This window comes from Mycobacterium kiyosense (genome assembly GCA_021654635.1).
In the GTDB taxonomy this organism is placed as follows: domain Bacteria; phylum Actinomycetota; class Actinomycetes; order Mycobacteriales; family Mycobacteriaceae; genus Mycobacterium; species Mycobacterium kiyosense.
Window position 1 is genome coordinate 2,352,758 of sequence record AP025179.1, and the last position, 22,148, is coordinate 2,374,905.

Consider the following 22,148-nt stretch of genomic DNA (forward strand, 5'->3'; position numbering starts at 1 on the left):
CATGCATTCCGACCGGGCCCGCTCGCGCACCTTCGTGGTGACCGGCGCCGCCTCGGGCATCGGGCTGGCCACCGCCCAGCGCCTGCTCGACGAAGGCGGGACCGTAATCGGCGCCGACCTGGCCTCGCCGCCCGACCTGGGCCCCGCGTTCCACTTCGTGACGGCCGATATCAGCGACGACGAGGGCGTCGAGGCGGTGTTCGCCGCGGTGCCCGACCGGCTGGACGGCGTCGTGCATTCCGCCGGGGTGGCCGGCGGCGGCCCGGTGCATCTGCTGCCCCGATCCGAGTGGGACCGGGTGATCGGGGTCAACCTCACCGGCACGTTCCTGGTTGCCAAAGCGGCGCTGGCGCGAATGATCGAGCAACCCCGTGTCGACGGTGAACGGGGCTCGATCGTGACGCTGGCCAGTGTCGAGGGGCTCGAAGGTACGGCCGGCGGCAGCTCGTACAACGCCGCCAAGGCCGGGGTGGTGCTGCTGACGAAGAACATCGCGCTCGACTACGGGCCCAGCGGGATCCGGGCCAACGCGATCTGCCCGGGCTTCATCGAAACACCGTTGGCGGAAAGCGTATTCGGCATGCCGGGAATGGAGGGGCCGCGTGCGTCGATAACCCAGGAGCATGCCCTGCAGCGGTTGGGCCGGCCCGAGGAGGTCGCGGCGATGGCGGCGTTCCTGGTGTCGCCGGACGCGTCGTTCGTGACGGGTCAGGCGATCGCGGTCGACGGCGGATACACCGCCGGCCGCGATCATGGCGTGGTGCAGATGTTCGGCTTCCCACAGTGAGGAAACAACGATGACCGGGACCATCAGCATGCTGGGGCAGGCGTCTGGAATGCGCGAGCTGGTGCGCGCCGAAGCGGCTGGGTGTGAGGCGGCCCGCACCTTGACCGCCGCGGTCGTCGAGCAAATGTGGACCAGCGGGCTGATGACCGCGTTGGGCCCGATGCAGGCCGGCGGCATCGAGCCGTCGCTGGCCGAGATGATCGACACCTGGATCGAGATGGCTTGGCAGGACGGCTCTTTCGGCTGGATTGGGATCGCGAACATGCCGTCACGGTTCGCCGCGGCCAGCTATCTGCCCGACGACGGTTTCGCCGAGGTGTTCACCGCCCATGACAACCACGTCACCATGGGCGGACAGTTCTTTCCCAACGGGCAGGGGACCGTCGTCGACGGCGGCTACCGGCTCAGCGGGTCGTGGAGTTTCGGATCGGGCACCGGGCACTCGCAATACATCGCGGCCGGGTTCTTCCCGATGGACAACGGGGAGATGCGCTGGATCAGCGAAGGCATTCCCGACATGCAGGTGGCGGTGGTGCCGCGGCAGGAGATCCAGTTCAACGACGGCTGGCATGTGCAGGGCCTGAAAGGTACCGGGTCCTACGACTACAGCGCCGCGGATGTGTTCGTCCCGCAGTGTCGCACGTTCGGTCTGTTCGACCGCGTGCCGTTCCGCGGGACCTCGCCGGCCGCGCGGATGGGATTGATGCCGGTGACCGCGGCCGGGCACGCGTCCTGGGCGCTCGGAGTCGCCAAGAGCATGCTCGACGACGTCTCCGAACTGGCGGCGACGAAGTTCCGGATGAGCGACATGGCCTCGCTGGCCAGCCGGCCAACCTTCCAAAAGGGTCTGGCGCACCACGTTTCGGCGTGGCGGGCGGCGCGGTTGCTGGTGCTGGACGCGTTCGGGGCCGCCGAAGCCGCGGTCGCCGACGGCTCGGATCTGACCCCCACGCTGCGAGCGGACATGCGGGCGGCGGCGGTCTTCGCCACGGATGTCTCTCGCGAGTGCGCGGAGTGGGCGCATCTGGTGGCCGGCACCAGTTCGATCCGGGAGGGCAGTCGGCTTGAGCGGGCGTTCCGCGATATCTACACCGGTACGCAGCACGCGTTCATCAGCGAGAAGGTGGCCATGGACTGCGCGCAGATCTGGCTGGGCATCATCGACGACCAGTTCGGGCTCTGAATTTCGTTGCGGCGCTTGGCATTGTCGTGGCCGGGCGTGAAATGGTGGCGGTTTTCCGGTCGATTTTCCGCCCTGGTTTCACGCGCGGCGAAAAAGGACAAGGGCATCGACTACCATAGCCGGGTAAAGTCGGCTAACTTACCTAGATTACCCATGTATTGGGGGACGTGTCATGGATGACCACGCACTGGCCGCGCAGTTGGCCACCGACGCGGGCCGATTGCTGCTGCAGGTCCGCGAGGAGTTCGCCGACGCCGCGGCAGCTGAACGAAAAGCGGCGGGGGACAAGCGATCGCACGACTTCCTGATGGAGGCGTTCGGCCGCGAGCGGCCGCAGGACGCCGTGCTGTCCGAAGAGGGCGCCGACGACCCGGTACGGCTGCGCTGCGAGCGGGTGTGGATCGTCGATCCGCTGGACGGCACCCGGGAGTTCTCCGAATTCGGGCGCACCGACTGGGCGGTGCACGTCGCACTCTGGCAGTCGGGCGAACTCGTCGCCGGTGCGGTAGCGCTGCCGGCGCAGGGAATCACCCTGGCCACCCCGAATGTCGAGCCCCCGCCCGCCGCCGCCGGCAAACCGCGCATCGTGGTCTCGCGCACCCGCCCGCCGGCGATCGCGCTGGCCGTCCGCGACGCGCTGGATGGCACCCTGGTCGAAATGGGTTCCGCCGGAGCCAAAGTCGCCTCGATCGTGCAGGGGTTGTCCGACGTCTACGTGCATGCCGGCGGCCAGTTCGAATGGGACTCGGCCGCGCCCGTCGCGGTGGCCCGCGCCGCAGGTCTGTACACCTCCCGCATCGACGGATCCGCCCTGGCTTACAACCAGCCCGATCCCAAGCTGCCCGACCTGGTGGTGTGCCGACCCGAGTTGGCCGAGGCGGTGCTGGCCGTCACCCGCCAGTCGTGACGAACCGTTCGACGTAGGGCGCGAAGCGCTTTCGCAGCTGCTCCTTGTCGAGCCCGAGATCTTCGGGGTGGTACTCGACGCGTCCGAGCCGTCCGCGCCGGTGACCGGCCAGATACGCCGCCACCGCCTGTCGCGATTCGGCCGACGGCGCGTAGCCGGCGACGTCCCAAACCCGTTGCACCATCGCCAGATCGTCGGCCATGAACTCGTCGAACCGGACGTCGATGGTGCGTTCGGGCGGCAACCGGTCGTGGTCGCGCAGACACGCGCTGAGCAACTCGTCGATGCGGGTGATCCAATACTCGGCGACGGTGGGCACGTCGACCCGATCGACCGACATCCGCATGGTGTAGGTCATCATGGTGGCCATCGACACCGACACGTCGACCGGGTCGCGGTGGGTGATGATGAACGTCGCATCGGGAAAGACGTTGAGAATAGGGATGAATTGTTCGAGATGCTGCGGCGACTTGAGCACCCAGCGCCGGTCGTACCCATCCTGATGTTGCAGCACCTGCAGCATCATCCGCAGGAACTGGTAGCCGGGCGTCTGGTCGTGATCGCGCAGGTAGTCCGACCACCGCGGCAGGTGCGTCAGTGTGGTGAAGAACCCGCTGGAGAAGTCCTGGACCATCAGCCCGATGTCTTCGTGGATGTGGTCGATCGTCATCTCGTGCATCAGCTGGAAGTGCGGCATCAAGGTGTTGGAGATGTTCAGCGCATCGCCGGTGCGCTGGCGGCGCGGCTCGATGCTGCCGTCCTCGCCGGGCGCCGGCAGCGGCTCCTGGGCTTCCCAGTACGGCAGCGACCGCAGCGCCGGGTCGGCGGCGAGCAGGCTGTGCAGGTGCGTGGTGCCGGTGCGCGGCAGGCCGGCGATGACCAGCGGCGCCGCGATGTCGACGTCGAAGACCTCCGGATGCTTCTTGAGGTGGTCGATCACCCGCAACCGGCCCTTGAGGAAGGTCAGCATCAGCGAGAACGCGTAGGTACGGCCGAATGCGGTGAAATGCGGTAGCTCTTCGAAAGCTTCCAGCAGCACCGCCATTCGCTCGCGGTAGCCCTGGTCGCCGAAGTCGGTCAGGCCGGTCTGCGCGGACGCCTGCTCGTGCAGAGCATCCGGGGTCAGCGGGCAGTACTCGGCCATGGCTGCCATGCCGTCGATGATCGCCTGGGCTTCGGGGGTGAAGGTCGGCCGGGCCAGGTCGGTGATGTGCACGGCGTCGGTCACCCGACGGACCCTACCCGGTGGATTACACATTTTACAATAGATGTATTGATGTATGGTATCCGGATGGGTGCACCCGAAAGCTCGGCGGCGTGGCGTGAACTCCTCAGTGCCTTCGCCGATTTCGACGCACTGTTCCTGGAGGGTGCCAAGGCGGTGCGCGGTGAACCGGCCGTCGCCGAGGGCTACCAATTCCTGGCCACCATGCTCGGGATGGCGTTCGACGTGAACTTCTTCGCAGACCCGGTGGCGCCCCGGTTCGCCGATCTGCTGACCCCGTTTCGGCACGACCGCCGCTGGGGCGGCGACAACACCGACGCCTACTACAGCTACGCCGTCGTCGACCCGCGCCGCACCTACCGGGTCAGCGGCGCACCCAACGGCAGCGCCATGTACTCGGTCGCCGTCTACAACGAACCCGAACCCGGTGCCTGGCCCAACCGCACCATCGGCGTGCTCTACGACGAGCAGATGCCGTTGGACGCCGACGGACGGTTCAGCTGCGTGCTGGGTCCGGTGCGACCGGCCGGGTACGACGGCCCGTTCATCGCGCTGGACGGCGACGCACGCGGGGTGCTGACCCGCGACTATCACGTCGATCCCCGGCTGACGCGCCGCGTCGACTGGGCGATCGAGGTGATCGAGCACGGCGGCTTAGACGTGCAGCCGCTGAAAAGTGATGCGGCAGTTGCTCAGTCGCTACGAGCGGTGTTGCGCTGTGCCCAGGACATGTTCGCGATCGTGCCGCTGGTACTGCAGGAACGCAAGCCCGCCGAACTGGCCGACGGGCAGAATCTGTTCCAGAACACCTTCGCCCCGCCGTACCGCGCCGGTGCGGCCACGCATGGCTACTCGATGCAGAACGCGTGCTACGCGTTGGGTGCCTATGCGCTGGAACCCGACGAGGCGCTGGTGATCACCTCGACGCATCCGGCGTGCCGGTTCTGGAATCTGACGCTGTGGAATCAGTACATGGCCGCTCCGGATCTCGAATACGGCCGCGGTGGAATCAATTCCGGAACCGCGGTGCCCAACAGCGACGGCACCGTCACGATCGTGGTCAGCCGTTCGCTCCTCGAGCACCCCAACGCTCTGTCGACCAAGGACCACCCCGAGGGACTGCTGTCGTTTCGCTGGTTCCACGCCGACGAGTTGCCCGAACCGCCGGTCGCCACGCTGGTGCCTGCCGCCGAAGTTCCCCGTGCTGTCACTTGATTCCGCGCGAGCAGACGCAAAAGTCGCCTAAATGGCGCACTTTCGGGCGCCCTTGCGTCTGCTCGGCAGGGGAGGTGTCGTCACCACCGGGCCGATCCAGTGCCGCAACACCTTTCGCAACTGTGCGGGCGAGCGCGGCGGATCCGGCGGCGTCAACACCAGGGACTGGATCAGCCGCAGCAGGTACTCCACCAGGTCGTCGAACTCCCTACCCCGGTATCCCAGTGCGGCCCAATCGATTCCGGTGTGCTCGAGCATCGTCCTTGACCGGGTCAATGCGGTGCCCATCACCATCTGTCGGCTGGTCAGACGTGTCCGGTCCGCATCGAGCAGCGTCGTCAGCAGCGGGTCGTCCGGTAGTCGCTCGACCAGGTAGGCGACGGCGTCGACCAGCAGGTCGACCGGGTCGCTGAGGCCGGACGTGAGTTCGATGATCCGTCCCGTCCAGCCCGCGAGCGCGACTTCGCCCGCGGCGGTGAGCAGATCGTCGATCGTCGCGAAGTAGCGGTACACGGTGGGGCGGGTGACGCCGAGGTCGGCGGCGATGACGGAAAGGCTGGTCTGCTGCCGGCCGCGTCGTTCCAGGCTGCGGATGGCCGCATCGACGACACGCTTGCGGGCCTCCTCATCGTCGGCGGGTGGGGTTCCGCCCCAACCCTTCCGGCCCATCGTTACCGAACCCGGGGCAAGCTGATCATACGGTCAGTGTAGTGCTGTCAAATCTGTCACGCAGCGCCCCGCCCATGCGGGTGACCGCCTCGGTCAAGATCGCTTGCGAGGTAGCGAAATTCACTCGCACGTGACCGGCGCCGCCGGTGCCGAAGATGTGTCCGGAGCTGAGCGCGACGCGGGCGTGGTCGAGGAACCACCGGGCCGGCCCGGACAGCTCGGAGACCACTTTGGGGCCCTCGGTGTGCGCGTCGTCGAAACCGAGCTCGCCACAGTCCAGCCACGCCAGATAGGTGCCCTGGGGCCGCAGCAGCTGCACCCCGGGAAGGTGCTCGCCGACGAGATCAGTAAGCAGCGTGCGGTTTTCGTCGAGGCCGGTGAGCAGGGCGTCGAGCCAGTCGCCGCCGGTGCGGAAGGCTGCGGTGTGGGCGATCAGGCCGAGGTGGCTGGCGCCGTGGCCGACTTCCTCGGGCATCCGGCTCAGGTCCGCGGCGGCCTCGGGACCCGCGATCGCCAGAGCCGCCTTGAGGCCGGCCAGATTCCACGCTTTTGACGCCGAGGTCAAGGCCAGCGCGTTCTCGGCGCCGGGCACGCTGAGGTAAGGCGTGAAGTGCGTACCGGCCAGCACCAGTGGAGCGTGGATCTCGTCGGACACCACCCGGACGCCATGGCGGCGGGCAAGATCGGCAACCGCGAGCAATTCGTCGCCGGTATGCACCGCGCCGGTGGGGTTGTGCGGGTTGCACAACAGGTAGGCCACGGCGCCGGACCGCCCGGCGTGCTTGCGGGCTTGCGCGAACGAATCGTCAAGCGTGGCCAGATCGATTCGTCCGTCCGGGCCGAGCGGCGCCTCGACCACGCGCCGGCCGTCGTGCGAGACGAACGCGTAAAACGGCGCGTACACGGGCGAATTGACGATGACGTTATCGCCGCGGTCGGTGACCAGTCGCAGCATCTCGACCACACCGAGCATCACGTCGGGGACCACCCGGGTATGGCCTACCGAAAAGTCCCACCGCCAGCGCTGCGCGGCGAATTCGCTGACTGCCTGCGCGTAGCTTTTGCCGTGCGGGTAGCCGGTGTCGCCGGCGTCGACGGCGCGATGGATGGCCTCCGCGACGGTGGGGGCGAGGTGGACGTCCATCTCCGCGACCCACAACGGCAATACATCCGCCGGGTGCGCACGCCACTTCATGCTGGTGCGGGTGCGCAGCTGCTCGAGGGTGAGCTCCTCGAGAGGGTTACGCGCCACGCCTGGATTCTAACCGGGAGCCAGATAGGCCCGTGCCGAGCCGATGGCCGGAACAAACGTTAGGTTAGAGTGCTGGGGTGTTCACGCTCAGGTTCGACATGCGGGCACCCGATTGGGCGGCGCCCGCGGCGGACCTGTACGCCGCCGCCATCGACATGTGCGGGTGGGCCGAGACCCGGGGCGCGGTGCTGGCGCTGCTGTCCGAACACCACGGCGCCGACGACGGCCATCTGCCGGTGCCCCTTATACTGGCCTCCGCCATCGCCGCACGCACCCGCAATCTGGCGATTCTTGTTGCCGCGGTGCCGATTCCGTTGTGGGATCCGGTGCGGCTGGCCGAAGAGATCGCGGTGCTGGACCTGATCAGCCGGGGTCGGGTGTCCTACGCACTGGGGGTGGGGCATCGCCGGCAGGAATACGAACATTTCGGCCTCGACATGGCCACCCGGGGCGGGTGGCCGACGAGATCGTCGCGGTCCTCGGGCAGATGCTGCGCGGCGAGGCCGTCGAGTACCGTGGCCGCGCCGTCCGGGTGACGCCGCGCTGCGGATCGGAGCACGGGCCGATGATGTTGATCGCCGGGGGCAGCAAGGCGGCGGCCCGCCGCGCGGGCCGCCACGGCCTGGGTTTCATCGCCCAGACCGAGTCCGCCGGCTTGCAGGACTACTACGAAGCCCAGTGCCGCTCGCACGGCCACCCTCCCGGGATGTTTCAGGGTCCGGTTTCCGGCACTCCCACAACGGTTTTCGTTGCCGAGGACCTCGATCAGGCGTGGCAGGAACTCGGCCCGTATCTACTGCACGACGCGTTGACCGCGGCGTCGTATCGCCCACAGGACGATTCGGTGGCCAGCATCACCCGCGCGGCGAGTGTGGCCGAATTGCGCGCCGAGGCCGGCCCTTACCGGATCTTCACGCCACAGCAAGCCGCCGCCTATGTGCGCAGCGGGCGGCCGCTTCCGTTGCACCCGCTGTGCGGCGGGGTGCCGCCGCAGGTGGCGTGGCCGTATCTCGAACAAGCGGCAGCCGTATCGTCCGATCAGTAGAGGAGCAGTGCATGCGCGTCGTCGTGTGGTCCACCGGGGGAGTCGGGTCCATCGCGATCGACGCGACCTGTCGTCGGTCAGACCTGGATCTGGTTGGTGTGTGGGTGCATTCGCCCGACAAGGTCGGAAAGGATGCCGGCGAGCTGGCCGGTATCGGGCCGATCGGGGTGGCGGCGACCCACGACGCCGAGGCGCTGATCGCGTTGCGGCCCGACTGTGTGGTGTATGCGGCCAGCGGGCCCGAACGCGATGGTGCCGCCGTGCCCGACTACCTGCGCCTGCTTTCGGCCGGCGTCAATGTGGTGTCGACGACGTCGACCGGGTTGATCTATCCGCCTTCGTATTACGCGCCGGACTGGCGAGACCAGCTGCAGCAAGCCGCGCTATCCGGCGGATCATCGTTCTATGCTTCGGGCATCTTCCCCGGCTTCGCCTCCGATGAGTTGGCGCTGCTGATGACCACCCAGTCCAAGAGCATCCGCCGCATCACCGTGAGCGAGGTGGCGCTCAACGACCACTATCCGGTGGCCGACGTGATGATGGACGGGCTGGGTTTCGGTCGGCCGCTGGATTTCGAGCCGATGATGAAGACGCCGGGCTTCATCGAAATGGCCTGGCAGGCACCGCTGAACCTGATTGCCGCCGGGTTGGGCGTCGAGGTCGAGCAGGTGCGCGGCACGCTGGACCGCCAGCTCACCGACCGCGACATCGAGGTTGCGTTCGGCACCATCGCGGCCGGTACCTGTGGCGCCGTGCGCACCCGGGCTGCCGCAGTGGTGAACGGTGGTGAGGCCATCGTCCTCGAACACGTCATCCGGATGGCGCGTCACGTCGCACCCGACTGGCCGGCTTCGGATTTCGACGCCACCTACCGGGTGGAGATCGAGGGTGATCCCGACATCCACTGCATGCTGACCCTGGGCGATGCCGAAGGACACGGCGCCGGGCGCGCGGCGATGGCGGCCACCGCCATGCGGGTCGTCAACGCCGTCCCTTACGTCGTCGCCGCGGAGCCCGGTCTGCTCAGCTCACTGGACGTGCCGATGACGTTGCCGCGGTGCGTGTTCGACTAGCTCGACGAGTGCCGGTCAGGCGAGCTGGACCCGCCCGGTGATGAGGTCCATGATCGGCTTGCCGGGGGGCGAACGACCCGGTGATCGACGCCATGGCATGGCCCTGGTCGACATTGAGCGTGATGCCGTTGATCGATGCCGCGGCGGCGCTGTTGAGCATGATCATCGCCTTGCCGATGTCCTCGGGCGTCAGGGTGGCGCTGCCGGTGTCGTCGCGGTAGTCCTGGGCGAAGGTCAGCCACAGGTCGGCGTTGGCGCGGGCCAGCGGGGTGTCGGTGGGGCCGGGGCAGACCGCGTTGATCCGCACGCCCTTCTTCTGGAAGTGGTAGCCCTGCCAGGCCACATATCCGTTGATCGCCTTCTTACTGAACCCGTAGTGGATGATGCCCTGCGGCTCGCGCTCCTGCGACCAGGCCAGCGCCGACTTGTAGTCCGGAAGTGGCCAGGAAATCCTGCACCAGTTCCAGGTCGTTCTCCCAGCCCATCCCGGCGACCGAGGAGATGAAGCAGATGGCGGCGCCGCGCTGCAGCAGGTCCTTCTCGAAGAGCCGCTCGATGAGGTGGCGATGCCCGATGAAGTTGACCTGCATCAACTTTGGCCCGTCGGCGACGCCGGCGGCCGAAAACAGCGAGTGGACGGGACCGTCGAGTGCGTCGACCGCCCGGTCGATGGAATCCTGGTCGCTGAGGTCCAGCGAGATCACGCGGTCGACGTCGAACTCGACCGGCGCGAAGTCCATCACCGTGACATGGGCACCGAGGTCCTTGGCGATCTGTGCCGCGGCCGCGCCCATACCGGTCGCACCGCCGACCACCAGAACGTTCTTGCCCTCATAACCTAGTAACTCTGACGCCGTCGTCATCGCTTCCCCTTTTTTCCTGGTGGTTCGGTCCGCCGACGTTACAATATCCGGACGAGATGTAAGTTACAAACCTGGCCGTCCGGGCGGTTGACCACGATCGCGGGTCCCACGTAGCGTACGTGGCACAAATATTAGGTTGCATAGGAGAAGGCGTGTACACGCTGCGCTTCGACATGCGTGCGCCGGGATTCGGCGCCGACCCGACGGCGCTGTACGCCGCCGTTCCAGAGATGTGCGCCTGGGCGGAGAACCACGGGGCGCTGGCCGCCGTGGTCTGCGAGCACCACGGCTCCGAGGACGGCTACCTGCCATCGCCGCTGCTGCTGGCCTCCGCGATCGCCTCGCGCACCGAGCGGTTGGCACTGAGCCTGATCCTGATCCTGCCGTTCTACGACGCGGTACGCCTGGCCGAGGACATCGCGGTGCTCGACCTCATCAGCAAGGGCCGGGCGTCCTACATCTTCGCGCTGGGGTACCGGCCGGAGGAGTACGAGATCTACGGGCTGGACCTGGCCGATCGGGGGCGGTTGGCCGACGAGAAGCTGGCATTGCTGCGCAAGCTGCTGGCCGGTGAGACCGTGCTGGACGGGGACCGGCGGATCTTCGTGACGCCGCGGCCGGTGAGCTCCGGGGGGCCGGGGATGATGTGGGGCGGCGGGAGCCTGGCGGCGGCCCGGCGGGCGGGTCGGTACGGCCTGGGGATGCTGGCCAACGCGAACATCCCCGGGATGCGCGAGGCTTACGAGGCCTCCGCCCGCAAGCACGGCTACAAACCGGGGGCGGCGTTCTTCCCCGACCGCAACAACCCTTCGGTGGTTTTCGTCGCCGACGACGTGGAGCAAGCGTGGGCGGAACTCGGTGAGCACCTGCTGCATGACGCGCGCACGTATGCGTCATGGAACCCCGGTGACCAGACGACGGCGGGTTTCTCCCACGTGGACACCGTCGAGGAGTTGCGCGAGACGGGTAAGTCGCACGTGATCATCACGGTGGACGAAGCGGTTTCGCGGGTGCGCGCCGGCAAGATGCTGGCGTTGTCGCCGCTGTGCGGCGGGGTGCCGCCCGAGGTGGCGTGGCCCTATCTCAAACGGGTGGGTGAGGTGGTAGCGACCGCCGCCCAGCCTGTTGCTGCGGAGACCGCATGACGACGACCGAGATCTACTACGACCCCTTCGATTTCGACATCGACGACAATCCGTATCCCATCTGGAAGCGGATGCGTGACGAAATCCCGTTGTACTACAACGAGAAATACAACTTCTACGCGCTGAGCCGGTACGAGGACGTCGCCCCGGAGCTGACGAACTGGGAGACCTACCGGTCCGGTCGCGGCACCACGATGGACATCATCATGAGCGGCATCGAGGTGCCGCCCGGCGTCATCCTGTTCGAGGACCCCCCGCTGCACGATCTGCATCGTCGTTTGTTGTCAAGGGTTTTCACGCCCCGGCGGATGGAGGCGATCGAGCCGCTGACGCGGGACTTCTGCGTACGTGCGCTGGACCCACTGGTCGGTTCGGGCCGGTTCGATTTCATCGAGAATCTCGGGGCGATGATCCCGATGCGCACCATCGGTTATCTGTTGGGCATTCCCGAGGAGAACCAGGCCGACATCCGCGACCGCGGGGGCCGCGCGATCAATCTGCGTGAGGGCACCTTCCGGGCGGTCGACGAGGACCTGTTCGAAAAGAGCTACGAGGTGTTCTCCGACTACATCGACTGGCGGATCGAGCACCCCTCCGACGACCTGATGACGCAGTTGCTCAACGCCGAGATCGAAGACAACGGAGTGGTGCGGCGCCTGGAACGCACCGAGGTGCTGATGTACACCAGCATAATCGCCGGCGCCGGCAACGAGACGACGACGCGCCTGATCGGCTTCATCGGGCAGTTGCTGGCCGACCATCCCGACCAGTTGGCGCAGATCGTGGCCGACCCCTCGCTGATCCCGATGGCGATCGAGGAGGTGCTGCGCTTCGAGGCGCCGTCCCCGGTGCAGGCCCGCTACGTCGCCCGCGACGTCTCCTGCCACGGCACCCTGATCCAGGAGGGGTCGATCATGTTGCTGCTCAACGGATCTGCCAACCGCGACGAGCGCAGGTTCGTCGACGGCGAGCGTTTCGACATCCACCGCGGCGGGGGCCATCTGAGCTTCGGGCACGGACTGCACTTCTGCCTGGGATCGGCCTTGGCACGGATGCAGGCGCGGGTGGCACTCGAGGAGGTCATCAAGCGGTGGCCGGCCTGGGAAGTCGACTATTCGGCCGCCGAAAAGGCGCACACCAGCAGTGTGCGGGGATGGGCGAAACTTCCGGTCGTCACTGGGTAGGCCCGCGGGGAGCGGCCGTTGTCGACCGCTTGTGGGGGATCAAGGCCCCGCATTCGTTAGTCTGAGCTGATTGGATCAGACGGGAATCGGGCTACATGCAGGGCGTATTCATCGGGACCTTCTCGAGCGGCCTTCGAGAAGGCTCGGCGGCGACGCTCATCGCGAGCATCGCCGCCGCGTTCCTGACCCGAAATGGCCGGTCGACGCCTCCGATGCGCGCCGGCGTGGCCCTTGCCGTCGTCGTCGGGGTGATCGCCGTTGTCTTCGTGACCTCGATGATCCGCTGGATGAACCGCGACGACGGCCGCCTCCGGCGCGACCTCGAACGTGCAGCTCGGCACGCCATCAGCCGCCGCGGTTCGCCGGTGCCGGCCGCTGCACCCCACGCGCAGGTGCTGTCCTTCGCACCCGCCGACGGCCCACCGAACTCCGCGACCTCACCGCCGCGGGTGCGGAATACATCGACGGTGTTACGGTGCGGGTCTGGCAGGTCGCGGCCCTCTGTGTCGTCGCCGCCGGTCGTGTTGGCCGCAGCCAAGCACCGGAGAGGAGGCGAGTAGCCAATGTCGAAGCGCACCAGGCGGTTTAACCGATGGGTAGTGGTCGGCGCCGCATTGGCTGTCGCCGCCTGCAGTCGCGGAGGCACTGAGCCGCCGAAAAGCGGAGCAAACGACGTCAAGGTGACGATGAGCAACGACGGCGGCAAGGACCGCTGCGTGCTGAGCACCACCACGGTGCCGGCCGGCCCGGTGAAATTCATCGCGGCAAACGCAAACGCGCCCGGCATCACCGAAGTCGAGTTGCTCAAGGATCAGCGCATCCTCGGTGAGAAGGAGAACCTCGCGCCAGGTCTGGATCCCGTCTCGTTCACCGTCACTCTCGACGGTGGCGCCTATCAAATCTATTGCCCAGGAGCGGATATCGAGTACCAAACGCTGACGGTGACCGGGCGGGCACCCGCGCCGCCCACCGGCACGGTGGCAACCGACCTCAGTCAAGGCACGAAGGACTACGCGACGTACGTCGTCGCCCAAATCGGTCAACTTTACGACGCGGTCAAGCTGCTTGACGACGCCGTGCAATCCGGCGATGTGGCGGGCGCGAAACAGGCCTACGCGAAAGCGCGGCCGTTCTACGAGCGCGCCGAAACCAGTGTCGCAGGCTTTGTGCTGCCAGGCTTTGCGGTCGGTGACAACGAAGGCAACCTCGACTACTTGATCGACATGCGTGAGTCGACTCCGGTCGACGCCAAGATCGGCTGGAAGGGTTTCCACGCGATCGAACGCGATCTGTGGCAGGTCGGCGCCATCACCTCCGCCACCAAGGCGCTGAGCGCCGAATTGGTCGACAACGTAGGCAAATTGAAGGGCACCGTGGCCAACCTGCAGTACCGGCCCGAGGACTTGGCCAACGGCGCGGCCGACCTGATCGAGGAAGTGCAGAACACCAAGATCACCGGCGAAGAAGAGTCGTTCAGCCACTTGGACCTCGTCGACTTCGCGGCCAACGTGGAGGGCGCGCAGCAGGCGTACGCTGCGCTGCGGCCGGGACTGGAAAAGATCGACGACTACCTCGTCAACCAGATCGACCGGCAATTTCAAGACGTGCTGGCTGTGCTGAACGGCTACCGCGATCCGGCGGCCCTGGGCGGTTATCGGACCTACACCCCGGAACTGCGGGCCCGCGATGCACCGAAGCTGACCGCCGTCATCCAGCCGCTGCACCAGAGCCTGTCCATGGTTGCCCAGAAAGTCGTCGCGGTGGGATGACATGACCGACGACACTTCGGCGATCACCGAACCAGTTGACAGCACACCGGTTTCGCGGCGCCGGCTGCTCGGCGGCACCATGCTGGCCGGGCTGGCCGGCGCAGCCGCAGGCGGACTCACCGGCTACGCGGTCGCGGCCGGGCAGGACAGGGGCGACCAGAACGACGCCGTAGACCTGCGCCGCAGCTACCCCTTCTACGGGCAATCCCGTGAGGGCAGTCACCAAGGCGGAATCGCCACACCACCCCAGCGGTACTGCGTGTTCATGTCCTTCTCGCTGGCAGCCGGAGCGGGGCGAGCCGACCTACAGGGGTTGCTGGCCCGGTGGTCGGCGGCGGCCGCGGTTTTGCAGCAGGGCAATCCGGTGGGGGCGGTGCAGCCCGCGGTGGAGGTGCAGCCGCCGGCCGATACCGGCGAAGCGCAGGGCCTGAGTCCGGCCGGCCTGACCGTAACCATCGGGTTGGGTCCTTCGCTGTTCGGCGATCGCTTCGGACTGGCGGGCCGCAAACCCGCGCTGTTCGCCGATCTGCCTGCGCTCAACGGAGACAACCTCGATCCGCGGCTGCGCGGCGGCGACGTGTCGGTGCAGGCGTGCGCGGACGACCCGCAGGTGTGCTATCACGCCACCCGCAACTTGACCCGGCTGGGGCGCGACGTGGTCGCGCCGTCATGGCAGGTGCTGGGTTTCGGTCGCGCGTCGGCAGGGCCCGGCCAGGTTACGCCGCGAAACCTGATGGGATTCAAGGACGGAACCCGCAATGTCATCACCGACGAGCAGTACCGCCGATTCGTGTGGATCGACAACAGCGACCAGGCCTGGCTGAACGGCGGCAGCTACCAGGTCGTCCGCAAGATAAGGATGCTGCTCGAAACCTGGGACACCGACCGCATCGGCGACCAGCAACAGACTTTCGGCCGCAACAAACAAAGCGGCGCACCGCTGGGCGGCAAGGACGAATTCGACACCCCCGACTTCGGCGCCAGAGGCCATGACGGCAAACCGATCATCGACCCGCTGTCCCACATCGGATTGGCGGCACGGGAAAACAACGACGGCGTGATGATCCGAAGACGCTCGTACAACTACACCGACGGGCTGGACGGCGCCGGTCAGCTCGACGCCGGCCTGCTGTTCATCTCGTATCAGAACGATCCGCGCAACTTCATTCGGCTGCAGAACCGGTTGGGCGCCAGCGATCTGCTCAACGAGTACATCCGCCACATCGGGTCGGCGATCTTCGCGATACCGCCGGCGCCCGACAAGGGTCACTACATCGGTCAGTCGCTGTTCAGCTGATCCACCAGCACCGGTCCCTCAGGTTTGTCGCCGAGGGTCTGCAGTTGCAGCGCGATGGCCTTGCCCTGTGCGGTCAGCCGGATGATCTGCGCCAACTCGCGCGGGGCGTCGCATTGCACGTAATGATCGCCTGTCGGGACCACCCAGTAGCGGCTCCGACCCGGCTTGGCCCGCAGATATTTCTGCCATACGTGGTTGGCAACACGCAGCGGCGCGACCGCGTCGTGCAGGCCCCAGATCAGCGTGGTGTCGACCGGGAGCTTGGAAAGCTCTTCCAGCCAGCGCTTTTCGTCGGCGGCGCGCTCATGCAGGTACTGAATGGTGTCCGGCAGCACCCGGATGCCGTCGTTGTAGGCGAAACACTCTGCCAATGCCGAGATCTCGGGGTCGGTGGGCTTGCGACGCGGCATGAACGTGGTGACCCCCAGGCCGGCGGCCAACAGCTCCGGCGTCGTCTCCGCCGCGGTAGCCCGGCCCGTCGCAGTGTCGAGCAGCGCGGTCTGGAACGGGGTCAGGTTCGATAACGGCAGGTAGATGTTGGCGTTGGTGAGGATGAGATCAGTTGGCAGTAAATCCTTTTCGGCGAGCATCCCCAGTGCGATCATGCCGACGCTGCTGCCGCGATCGTGGGTGATCATCCGGTATTCGGTCAGTTTCCACACGTGGGTGATGGCGTGCACGAGCAGACGCGCGTCGTCGTAGAGCGAGTAGACGTAGGGCTCCGGTGGTTTGTCGGAGGCACCGTAGCCGGGGAAGTCCAGCGCGAAGATCTCGAATTCCTCACCCAACTCACGCGCCAGCGCAAAATAGTCGATGCTCGACGTCGGGAAGCCGTGCACACACACCAGCGCGGGCGCCCCCGGCTTGCCGAACCGGCGCAGGAAGATCGAGACCGTTTGCCCGGCGTTGGCGTCGGTCGTCGATCGCCAAGTCAGTTCCGTCCCGCTGCTGTGCCATTCGACGAAGAGGTCCATGCTGCCAGCTTGGCAGGTCGGATGTGCCAGTCCACGCCCAGGGGTGCCCGGACTTCGGATCACGACTCGAACGCGCTGGACAACAGAAACGATAACGATTTCCCAGCTGTGTGCCGGTTTGCGGGAAAATAGTGCGCAGCAAATTGCCGGTGAAGCCTCGGCAGAGATGGGGGACCGTGCCCAAGCGACTCCGTGCTGCGCTCGCCGTGGTGGCGGCGCTATGTTTGCCCGGTGCTGCACCGGAAGGGATTGCCGAGGTGACGACGCCGGCCTGCGAGCAACGCACGTTGGTGCTGACGGCTTTCCCGGCCGAGGCCGACGCGGTGCTCGCACACACCCAGCTGGACCCCAATGCCGTGGAAATGGTTGACCGACAGTACTTCTACCGGGGTTCGATCGCCGGCAAGAAGGTGATCGTGGCGATGACCGGCATCGGTCTGGTCAACGCGACGCGTGTGACCGAAGCCGCGCTGAACCACTTCACCTGCGCCTCCGGCACTACCGTTGGGGCAGTGATGTTTTCGGGCGTCGCGGGTGGGGCCGGGCGCACCAGCGTGGGCGATGTCGCGGTGCCGGGCCGGTGGACCCTGGACAACGGTGCCACGTTCACCGCCGTCGACCCCGGGATGCTCGCGACCGCCCAGACACTCGATGTGAGCCTCAGCGGTGTCAATAACCTGGGTAACCCGTTCTGCCTGTGTCGCAACGTTCCAACCGTCAAGCTGATCGATCTGCAGCGAGCGCCGCGGCTGTTCGTCGGCGGCGACGGCTTCAGCACCGACTCCAACAATGGCCAAGCGTTTCCCTGTGTTCCCAACGGCGGCGATGTCTTCGGCTGCCAACCATGCAGTGCGCCGGGCCGGTCGCTGTTGTACACCGGGAATTTCTTCCAGGCGATCGGGCCGTTTCTGGCCAAGGGGCTGCTGAGCAATCTGAACATCTCCACAGCGCAGAATCCCGCCTTTGACGCGGTGGATCAGGAGACCGCCGCCGCGCAGGCAGTCGCGGTGGCGCACGGTGTCCCGTTCCTGGGTGTTCGCGGCATGTCGGACGGACCCGGAGATCCGCTGGGGCTGCCCGGGTTCCCCTTTCAGTTCTTCTTCTACAAGCAGATCGCCGCGGAGAACGCGGCGCGGGTGGTCGCCGCGTTCTTGGCGACGTGGGCCGGGGCCTAAAGGCGCTGAGCTCAGCCCCGCTCGACGGGGCGTGCCGGATCCGAACTCCACTCCGACCACGACCCGGGGAATAGGGCAGCGCGTTGACCGGCCGCGGCGAGAGCGGCGACCACGACGGCGGCCGTGACTCCCGAACCGCAGTACGTCCCGACCGGGGAATCAGGCTCAATACCGTTCGCCGACAACAGATCATGCAGCTCTGCGGTACCGAGGAGCGTTCCGTCGGCGGTCAGCAAACTGCCGAAGGGAAGGTTCTTCGCGCCGGGGATGTGGCCGGCGACGGCATCGACGGGCTCGACTTCGCCCCGGTAGCGTTCGGGCGCTCGCGCGTCGAACAGCGGCATGCGCGCGGCGCCGGCCTCGTCGGCGGTCAAGGTGGGCTGGCTGCCTGCGTACAGGTTCGGTTGCGGCACAGTCACATTCCCGGTCGGGGGTGCGACGGGTCCGCTCTCCAGTTGGCCATCGGAGGCGCGCCAGGCGGAGAGGCCGCCGTCCAGAATGCGCACGTCGGTCAGCCCTGCCGCGGTCAGCACCCACCAGGCGCGTGCGGAGCCAGCGCGATTCCAGTCGTCGTAGACCACGATCGGCACCCCGTCACATACCCCGCAGCGGCGCAGCGACTCCTGCAGACTGCTGCCGGACGGCAGCGGATGGCGTCCGCGCCCGGAGACGGTGTGGTCGCTGAGATCGTCTTCCAGCGACACATACACTGCACCGGGGAGGTGACCGTCCAGGTAGGCAGGCCGGCCGTCCGGGGTGTCCAGTCGCCAGCGCACGTCGAGGATGCTGACCGGTTCCCCGGCATCGATGAGCCCGGCCAGCTCGGCGGGGCTGATCAATACTTGTTCGCGCGTGCTCACCGGTTCACCTTAGCCAGGCGTACAGCTCCGGGATGTCGACGACATACGGGTGGTGGCCGCGGCGGGGAAAGCCGAGCTCATACCCAGGCTTCCCAGCTGATCATGCTGCGCAGCGGTCCGGCGAAGACCGGTCGAACCGTTTCAGATCGCCACCGCTGTTCGACGAGAGGCGCCAGCGCAGAGGTGACGGCCAGCGGGTCTTCGTCGAGATAGACGACGGTGATGTACTGCGGATCGGTGCGCCAGCCGCGGGGCAGCGGAGCCCAGGTCGCCCCGAATGTCCAGACCCCGGCTACCCCGTGGGTGCCGAGCAGTTCCGGATAGTGTTCGGCGGCAAGCCATTCCAGCCAGGCGTCGGGGCGGGCACCGGCCGGTTCCTCGATGAGCAACAGCACACCGCGGTGCGGCCGGAACGGCACCACCTCCGCCGACACCAGGGCCCGCGGCGCGGCCTGCCACTGCAGCAGACGCAGCCCGCTGATCTGCAGCAACGGCCGGATGCTCGGCATCCGGCCGTTCTCCCGCAGCACCCGGCCCAGCTCGACGAAGTCGTCGAAGGTCTGCTGCACCGGGTCGCCGACCAGGTAGTGCACCACATTGGCGATCTCGCCGAGTGGACCGTGGAGGCCAACCTCGCCGCAGGGTAGTCGCCGTCGGCGATCCAGCGCAGCCCTGACACGATGCCGGGCAGTTGATACTGCTCGGGCATGTGGTCGAGCAGGTGCCAGCGCAGGTAGCTGCCGGCGTCGTCCGGTGATGCCGCGGTGAGGCTGAAAATGCCCGCCCTGACCCGGTTCACGAGACGTTCAACTCCGCCAGTGCCTGCAGATTCTCCAGGAAGTGCTGCAGCGAAGCATGCGCGAAGTTGGCGCTGACAATGGTCGCGCCGTGTGCGAGCGTCTCCGCGATCAGCTCCCGGGCCCGGTCGGGTGCACCGATCGGATCCAGTCGTGCCGAGGGCGCCAGCACCACGTCGAACGACGCCGGAGTCTCGAAGCGGCGCAACCAGTCTCGGGCCTGGGCGTTCGACACGGCGAACGGTGCCCACCCGTCGGCCAGCGTGACGGCGCGCCGCAGCGACCGCAGGGTCCGTCCGCCGACCCACAGCGGCACGCGGTCCTGAACGGCGCACGGGTCGACGATCATGCCGCCATAGGAGTAGAACTCGCCACGGTATTCGGGCTTGCGAACCGACAACGACGCGCGCAACGCTCGCAGCGCGTCGTCACCGCGGGCGCCGCGGTCGTCGAATGCGGCGCCGAGCAGGTCGAACTCCTCTTTGAGTGAGCCGACACCGACACCGAGGATGAGCCGGCCGTTGCTGACCACGTCCAGGGTGCCGTAGCGCTTGGCGATCTCCAGCGGATGGTGGTAACCCAGCACCAACACGTTGGTGGCCAACTTGATTCGCTGGGTGCGGGCGGCCAGGTAGCCGAAGGTGGGCAGCGGATCCCAATAGCGGGCGCCGCGGCGGGCCTGCTCGGCTGCGGGCAGCGCGATGTGTTCGCTGCAGGTCAGGTGGTGGTATCCGAGTCGGTCGGCGGCCTCGGCGACGCGGGCGACGTCGCCGATGGAGGCGTCGATCTCCCAGTCGGAGCTGGCGTCGGGGAACATCGTCACTACCGGGGTGGCGACAGACAACTTTGCGGCGGGGTTGCTCATCGCGCTAGATTCTAACAGTGCTCGAATTGATTCGAACGAAGGTCGAATGACGTCGGCGGTGCGTCGCGCCTATGGCGAACTGGACCGCGCGCAGGTGGTGTCCGCCATGCACGCGCTGGCCCGTCGGGTCGGTGTGCAACAGGTGACGATGCGATCGTTGGCCGCCGAACTCGGCGCCGCAGTGCCGTCGGTGTACTACCACGTGCCGGGCAAACAGGCCGCGCTGAATCTGCTCGCCGAGTCGGTGCTGGCCGACATTCCGGTGCCGCAGGACGGGCCGTGGGAGACCCGGCTGGCCGAGCTGTTCTGTTCGGCCCGCGAGGTGATGCTCGGCGTCCCGGGGGTGGCGGGTCTGCTGCAGACCAGCGGCGGCGGAGAGCGGGCCCGCCGGTTAGACCGGCTGAGCCGCTCGCTGCTGGCCGAATCCGGGGTTTCCAAAGCCGTTGTGGCGGCCGCTCATACCGTGCTGTACACCTACCTGCTGGGCTCGGTCAGCCTGGAGGAGTCCCGCGGCCGTCGTCAGCCCACCAAGCGGTTCCGCGCGGGCCTGGACGTGATCATCGCCGGCGTCAAGGCAATGGAGGAGTCATGACCGTTCCGAATCTGGGGTCGTTGACCGTGGAGAACCAGGACACCCCGGCGGATCGCGACGCCGCGGCGGTGCTGGACCCGGACACCTACGTCGTCGGCGCGCCGTTCGATGCGCTGAGGAGGTTGCGTGCGGACAGCCCGGTGCATCCGGTCCGGATGGCGGGTCTGCCCCGGGCGTGGCTGCTGACCAAGCACGCCGACATCCGGACCGTCAGCCGCGACACCGACACCTTCACCTCCTCGAGGGGCAACACGCTGGTCGAGGTCGAGGCCGGGCCCACCTCGGCGATGCTGCCGGGAATCGACCCGCCGCGACATGTCCACTACCGCAAGCTGATCAACCAGGGGTTCACCGCCCGCAACGTGCTGCGACTGGAACCACACATGCGCCAGGTCGCCCGCAACATCGTCGCCGACATCCTGGCGAAGGGCGAATTCGATGCCGTGCCGGACATTTCCGCGGAGATGTCGCTGCAGGTGATCGCCGGCGTGCTCGGCGTTCCGGCTGAAGACCGGATGGAGGTGTTCCGCTGGAGCAACGCCATCGGCACCCTGGGCATCGAGGACCCCGACTACGCGCCCACACCCGAGGCGCTCGGGCAGGCCGCGGCCGAGATGTTCCGGTACTGCGGTGAATTGGTGAAACACCGGCGCACGCACGGGCTCACCGACGACATCCTCTCGGCTCTGCTGGCCGCGGAGGTCGACGGTGAGAAACTCAACCGCGACCAGCTCAACGAGTTCTTTCTGCTACTGGCCATCGCCGGCAACGAGACCACCCGAAACACGTTGAGCCACGGTATTTTAGCGCTGTCGGAGCATCCCGACCAACGCGCCCTGCTCGCGCGCGACCCCGCAGCCGTCAAGCCCGCGGTCGAAGAACTGCTGCGTTGGGCCACGCCGGTGATGCACTTCCGCCGCACCGTCACCCGCGACGTGGAGATCCGCGGGCAGCGGATCCCGAAGGGCGACTGGGTGCTGATGCACTATCTTTCGGCCAACCGCGACGAGGACGTTTTCGAGCGGCCCGACGAGTTCGACGTGACCCGGGTGGATGCCGGGCACGCCGCCTTCGGCGGGGGCGGGGTGCACTTCTGCCTCGGCGCTCAGCTGGCGCGGCTGGAGCTGCGGGTGCTGCTCGAGGAGCTGTACCCGAACGTGCCCGAACTCACCGTCACCGGTGAGCCCGACCGGTTGAGGTCGTCGTTCTTCCATGGGATCAAACGACTTCCGTGCAGCACGGGCTAGCCTGTGTCCTCCGCCTATTCGGCG

Annotated in this window: 20 protein-coding genes and 2 pseudogenes; 14 read left to right on the forward strand and 8 right to left on the reverse strand. The window is 67.2% G+C overall.

What is annotated here, in order from left to right:
* Position 1 precedes the first annotated feature (1 nt).
* From L6444_RS11145 to L6444_RS11155, 3 genes are all read left to right on the forward strand, one after another.
* Positions 2–787, forward strand: coding sequence for an SDR family NAD(P)-dependent oxidoreductase (locus L6444_RS11145; RefSeq protein ID WP_236982544.1), 786 nt, complete (start codon positions 2–4; stop codon positions 785–787).
* Positions 788–797: 10 nt separating this feature from the next.
* Positions 798–1,970: an acyl-CoA dehydrogenase family protein gene (locus L6444_RS11150; protein WP_236982553.1), complete on the forward strand. Its 1,173-nt coding sequence runs from the start codon at positions 798–800 to the stop codon at positions 1,968–1,970.
* 172 nt (positions 1,971–2,142) lie between these two features.
* The gene (locus tag L6444_RS11155) at positions 2,143–2,877 is read left to right on the forward strand and encodes a 3'(2'),5'-bisphosphate nucleotidase CysQ (RefSeq protein WP_236982555.1); all 735 of its coding nucleotides are present in this window, start codon (positions 2,143–2,145) and stop codon (positions 2,875–2,877) included.
* Here L6444_RS11155 and L6444_RS11160 read toward each other — a convergent pair.
* Positions 2,861–4,135 carry a sulfotransferase family protein gene (locus tag L6444_RS11160; RefSeq protein WP_370652875.1) on the reverse strand — a complete coding sequence of 425 codons (1,275 nt, stop codon included), beginning with the start codon at positions 4,133–4,135 and terminating at the stop codon, positions 2,861–2,863. The two genes, L6444_RS11155 and L6444_RS11160, sit on opposite strands and share 17 nt — an antisense overlap.
* A 33-nt stretch (positions 4,136–4,168) precedes the next feature.
* Here L6444_RS11160 and L6444_RS11165 point away from each other — a divergent pair, with 33 nt between their 5' ends.
* Positions 4,169–5,317, forward strand: a complete 1,149-nt coding sequence (locus L6444_RS11165; RefSeq protein WP_236982559.1) for a DUF1214 domain-containing protein — start codon at positions 4,169–4,171, stop codon at positions 5,315–5,317.
* Between the two features lie 27 nt (positions 5,318–5,344).
* On the opposite strand, the gene L6444_RS11170 is transcribed toward L6444_RS11165, so the two are convergent.
* Both L6444_RS11170 and L6444_RS11175 read right to left on the reverse strand, forming a co-directional pair.
* The gene (locus tag L6444_RS11170; protein ID WP_236982561.1) at positions 5,345–5,986 is read right to left on the reverse strand and encodes a TetR/AcrR family transcriptional regulator; all 642 of its coding nucleotides are present in this window, start codon (positions 5,984–5,986) and stop codon (positions 5,345–5,347) included.
* A gap of 25 nt (positions 5,987–6,011) precedes the next feature.
* Positions 6,012–7,181, reverse strand: a complete 1,170-nt coding sequence (locus L6444_RS11175) for a MalY/PatB family protein (RefSeq protein ID WP_370653189.1) — start codon at positions 7,179–7,181, stop codon at positions 6,012–6,014.
* A 212-nt stretch (positions 7,182–7,393) separates the two neighbouring features.
* Here L6444_RS11175 and L6444_RS11180 point away from each other — a divergent pair.
* Positions 7,394–8,283 (forward strand): annotated as a pseudogene (locus L6444_RS11180) (LLM class flavin-dependent oxidoreductase).
* 11 nt (positions 8,284–8,294) lie between these two features.
* A complete protein-coding gene (locus L6444_RS11185; protein WP_236982565.1) occupies positions 8,295–9,356 on the forward strand; it encodes an NAD(P)H-dependent amine dehydrogenase family protein in 1,062 nt (353 codons plus the stop codon).
* A gap of 15 nt (positions 9,357–9,371) precedes the next feature.
* Here the strand turns inward: L6444_RS11185 and L6444_RS11190 are convergent.
* Positions 9,372–10,219, reverse strand: a pseudogene (locus L6444_RS11190) (SDR family oxidoreductase).
* 152 nt (positions 10,220–10,371) lie between these two features.
* Between L6444_RS11190 and L6444_RS11195 the strand changes: the two are divergent.
* The 5 genes from L6444_RS11195 (at position 10,372) to efeB (ending at position 15,614) form a co-directional block, all read left to right on the forward strand.
* Entirely contained in the window at positions 10,372–11,364 is a 993-nt protein-coding gene (locus tag L6444_RS11195) for an LLM class flavin-dependent oxidoreductase (RefSeq protein WP_236982567.1), read from the forward strand.
* On the forward strand, positions 11,361–12,548 hold the full coding sequence (locus L6444_RS11200; RefSeq protein ID WP_236982569.1) for a cytochrome P450: 1,188 nt from the start codon (positions 11,361–11,363) through the stop codon (positions 12,546–12,548). Before L6444_RS11195 ends, L6444_RS11200 begins: the two co-directional genes overlap by 4 nt.
* Positions 12,549–12,643: 95 nt before the next feature.
* Entirely contained in the window at positions 12,644–13,108 is a 465-nt protein-coding gene (locus L6444_RS11205; RefSeq protein ID WP_236982571.1) for a hypothetical protein, read from the forward strand.
* 3 nt (positions 13,109–13,111) lie between these two features.
* Entirely contained in the window at positions 13,112–14,317 is a 1,206-nt protein-coding gene (gene efeO, locus L6444_RS11210) for an iron uptake system protein EfeO (protein ID WP_289624974.1), read from the forward strand.
* A gap of 1 nt (position 14,318) precedes the next feature.
* Positions 14,319–15,614 carry an iron uptake transporter deferrochelatase/peroxidase subunit gene (gene efeB, locus L6444_RS11215; RefSeq protein WP_236982581.1) on the forward strand — a complete coding sequence of 432 codons (1,296 nt, stop codon included), beginning with the start codon at positions 14,319–14,321 and terminating at the stop codon, positions 15,612–15,614.
* Here efeB and L6444_RS11220 read toward each other — a convergent pair.
* Positions 15,596–16,588 (reverse strand): alpha/beta fold hydrolase, encoded by a 993-nt coding sequence (locus L6444_RS11220; RefSeq protein ID WP_236982583.1) that lies wholly within the window; start codon positions 16,586–16,588, stop codon positions 15,596–15,598. The genes efeB and L6444_RS11220 overlap by 19 nt on opposite strands.
* A 176-nt stretch (positions 16,589–16,764) precedes the next feature.
* Between L6444_RS11220 and L6444_RS11225 the strand changes: the two genes are divergently transcribed.
* Positions 16,765–17,763, forward strand: coding sequence for a 5'-methylthioadenosine/S-adenosylhomocysteine nucleosidase family protein (locus tag L6444_RS11225; protein ID WP_236982585.1), 999 nt, complete (start codon positions 16,765–16,767; stop codon positions 17,761–17,763).
* 11 nt (positions 17,764–17,774) lie between these two features.
* On the opposite strand, the gene L6444_RS11230 is transcribed toward L6444_RS11225, so the two are convergent.
* The 3 genes from L6444_RS11230 to L6444_RS11240 all read right to left on the reverse strand — a co-directional run bounded on the left by L6444_RS11230 (position 17,775) and on the right by L6444_RS11240 (position 20,285).
* Positions 17,775–18,623, reverse strand: a complete 849-nt coding sequence (locus L6444_RS11230; protein ID WP_236982587.1) for a sulfurtransferase — start codon at positions 18,621–18,623, stop codon at positions 17,775–17,777.
* A gap of 77 nt (positions 18,624–18,700) precedes the next feature.
* Positions 18,701–19,219 (reverse strand): hypothetical protein, encoded by a 519-nt coding sequence (locus L6444_RS11235; protein WP_236982589.1) that lies wholly within the window; start codon positions 19,217–19,219, stop codon positions 18,701–18,703.
* A gap of 199 nt (positions 19,220–19,418) precedes the next feature.
* A complete protein-coding gene (locus tag L6444_RS11240) occupies positions 19,419–20,285 on the reverse strand; it encodes a TIGR03619 family F420-dependent LLM class oxidoreductase (RefSeq protein WP_236982591.1) in 867 nt (288 codons plus the stop codon).
* Between the two features lie 46 nt (positions 20,286–20,331).
* On the opposite strand from L6444_RS11240, the gene L6444_RS11245 reads away from it, so the two are divergent.
* Positions 20,332–20,877: a TetR/AcrR family transcriptional regulator gene (locus tag L6444_RS11245; RefSeq protein ID WP_236982593.1), complete on the forward strand. Its 546-nt coding sequence runs from the start codon at positions 20,332–20,334 to the stop codon at positions 20,875–20,877.
* On the forward strand, positions 20,874–22,124 hold the full coding sequence (locus tag L6444_RS11250) for a cytochrome P450 (RefSeq protein ID WP_236982601.1): 1,251 nt from the start codon (positions 20,874–20,876) through the stop codon (positions 22,122–22,124). The genes L6444_RS11245 and L6444_RS11250 overlap by 4 nt, the downstream gene beginning before the upstream one ends.
* Positions 22,125–22,148: the final 24 nt, after the last annotated feature.